The following is a 2,297-nucleotide window of genomic DNA, read 5'->3' as shown; positions in this document are numbered from 1 at the left end:
GAATAAATGATCCCTTTGGAATGCTCATCTCAAAACAGGCTCCAGATCCTTCTATCCCAATCTCTTTGATAGAAATTCCGGTTAGTGCAAGGATCTCCCTGATGAGAAACATCCCAAATCCTGTGTTTTTTCCATATCCTTTCGCAAAAATCTTATCTTTATCTCCTTTTGGAATCCCAACACCATTATCTGACCACAGCAGACGCATGGACCCATCTGCTGTCAGTTCTGCAGTTACCCTCACCTCTGTGACCGTCCTGCCATGCCTCACTGCATTATCAAGGAGATTATCAAAAACCTTTGGCAAGAGTGGGTCGGCAAATATGGTGAGTCCACTCACTTCATTTCGTATAGTAATGCTTTGGGATGATAGATCATCGATTGTTCTCTGGGCGTTCTGCCATTCGGGCTTGTTTATTCCGAGATCCTGGTAACTCCGGGTAAACTGTATCTGCCGGTGAATAATAGAAGTCGCTTCTTCGATCCTTTTCAGTACGTCCTTTGGAACGTGTGAGGAATTTTCTGATGATGCAATATCAAGATAATTAAGAATTATATGAATCTGGTTGAGGATATCATGACGGGTGACATCTGAGAGAAGGTTGAGTTTTTTGTTAGCTGAGGCCAGGGCATTGACAGTTATCTGCAATGTCTGTGCATACCTTTCAAGTGCCTCTTCTCCTTCCTTTCTTGAGGTAATATCGGACAGGACGGCCAGTATTGCATCTGAACCCTGATATGGAATTATCGTAGCTTTGACCATGACATCTAGTGTGGTGTTATCATTTCTGACAAGCCGTACCTCATATGGGGGAATGGTTTCCTTTTTGAACCTGCGTTCGACATTTTCTCTGACAATTCTGTGGTGTTCTGGAAGGAGATAATGAAAGATCAGGTTTCCTACAGGGCTGTCCTTTTTTGTTGAAAGCCCGGTAATTCCTGAAGAATTAATATAAAGTATCTTTCCTGTCCGATCATATATTATGACATAATCGGGAAGATTATCAACAAGTCCTCTGTTAAACGCCTCACTCTCACGTAGGGCATTCTCAGCATGAACCCGGTCTGTTAGGTCATGATAGCTCCAGACCCTTCCCATTGTATTTCCTTCACATATCTGAGGTCTGGCATGCGATTCTATAACTCTGCCATCTTTGAATGAAAGAAGGATTGGATGGTTCTTTATTCCGGTTGTTGACCCCTGATTCGTATGCTTCTCTTCAGGCATAATCTGGGCCGATATCAATTTCCAGATTTCTGCTCCAGATCTCCCTTCAACCTGTGTTTTATCAAGGTTGAATATTGCAAGAAATCGTTCATTATAACCGACTATATTCCGATCAACTGTTTCTACGAGAATTCCATCCTCTGTTGCCTCAAGTGTTGCCTTGAGGAGCGAAAGCATCTTTTTGTTTTCAGCTTCACTGTTTTTAAGGGCTTCATCTGCTTGCTTCCGGGCAATGATCTCTCCAAGGTTCTTGATAAGAACCATGAACTGTGGGGCGGGATCCTCTCCCTTTACTAAATAAAAATCTGCCCCGGCGTTTAATGCATCGATTGCAACCGATTCACACCCCTGCCCTGTGTAGATAATAAAAGGAATAGAGTTACCCTGACTTCTCACTATTCGGAGCAGATCAAGGCCATTTATCTCTGGCATGAGATAATCTGCGATGATAGCAGAGTAGGAGTTTTTCCGGAGCATTTCAAGAGCCTGATGGCCAGAATCAGCTGACTCTACTGAGTACCTCGGGTCTTCAGTCAGATAATGAGAGATTATGTTTTGAAACTCTTGATCATCATCGACCACCAGAACTCTGATGTCAGTAGGCTCCGGATACATTGCTAGCCTGTAAGCTGATGAACTGTATAAATGATTCTTCAGGACCTGAGCCTTGGCTGAAATATGGTTTATTCAGTTGTTGCAGTAACGGTCTCCGGTTCACATCCGGTCATTCCTTCAGGTGGGTGGCGGAATTTTCCTCCCCAAATAAGCATCTCATCAATTATTGGAAGTATCTCTTTTCCCTGCTCAGTGAGGGTATACTCCACCCGTGGTGGAACTTCGGGGTATACGGTCCTGGAAATGATTGCCTCATTCTCAAGATCACGGAGATGTTTAGTAATGGTTTTTGAGTTAATTCCACACATCCGGTTTTGCAATTCAGAAAACCTCAATGTGCTGGTTCGGAGATGCCAGATGATCATGAGATTCCATTTGCTTCCAATAATGTCCACGACTGATTCGAGTCTACATTTGGTTACCTTTTCGCATTTCAATTATAATCCCTCAATAC

The 2,297-nt window shown here is 43.2% G+C and carries 2 protein-coding genes; both read right to left on the bottom strand.

Features of this window, described 5'->3' with window-relative positions; genetic code table 11:
* Window positions 1-1,843: response regulator (locus tag VN429_RS03270; protein ID WP_325629749.1), on the bottom strand; the 1,843-nt coding region annotated here is incomplete at its 3' end.
* A gap of 68 nt (window positions 1,844-1,911) precedes the next feature.
* Window positions 1,912-2,280 (bottom strand): winged helix-turn-helix transcriptional regulator, encoded by a 369-nt coding sequence (locus VN429_RS03265; protein WP_325629747.1) that lies wholly within the window; start codon window positions 2,278-2,280, stop codon window positions 1,912-1,914.
* Between the last annotated feature and the right edge of the window lie 17 nt (window positions 2,281-2,297).

The organism is Methanospirillum sp. (assembly GCF_035560735.1).
Lineage (GTDB): Archaea > Halobacteriota > Methanomicrobia > Methanomicrobiales > Methanospirillaceae > Methanospirillum.
This window is presented reverse-complemented; position numbering and strand designations above follow the sequence as displayed.